Source organism: Curtobacterium sp. P97 (assembly GCF_023712445.1).
In the GTDB taxonomy this organism is placed as follows: domain Bacteria; phylum Actinomycetota; class Actinomycetes; order Actinomycetales; family Microbacteriaceae; genus Curtobacterium.
In genome coordinates, this window is sequence record NZ_JAMAYF010000141.1 from 1 (window position 1) to 440 (window position 440).

Annotated in this window: 1 protein-coding gene; it reads left to right on the top strand. The window is 68.6% G+C overall.

Going from position 1 to position 440, the window contains the following annotated elements:
• Positions 1-440, top strand: a 440-nt coding sequence (locus tag M3677_RS17345) for an ATP-binding cassette domain-containing protein (protein ID WP_368859921.1), incomplete at both ends; no start/stop codon positions are given.

Sequence of the window (440 nt, forward strand, 5' to 3'; positions counted from 1 at the left end):
GGTGACCCAGGTGGGTTCCCTCGTCCTGGTGAAGCAGGACATGGCTACCGAGGACGATCGCACGGTCGGTGACCTGATCGCCGAGGCGACTGCTCCCTCCAGGGCCGCGCTGCAGGCGCTGGACGTGGCCAGCGCTGCGCTAGCCACGGGTGAGGACGCGGCCGATGCCTATTCCGCTGCGCTCGAGGCGGCCAGGCTGCTGGACGCGTGGGATGCCGAACGCCGCGTGGACATCGCTTTGGCGGGTCTGAACGCTTGCAGTGACCGCGCTCGGGTCCTGTCGACCTTGTCGGTGGGCCAGCGGTACCGGGTACGGCTGGCGGTCGCACTCTGGTCGACACCTGACCTCTTGCTGTTGGACGAGCCCACCAACCACCTGGACGCTGCAGGACTGTCCTTCCTGACCGAGCGTCTGCGCGACCATCCCGGTGGCTTGGCCC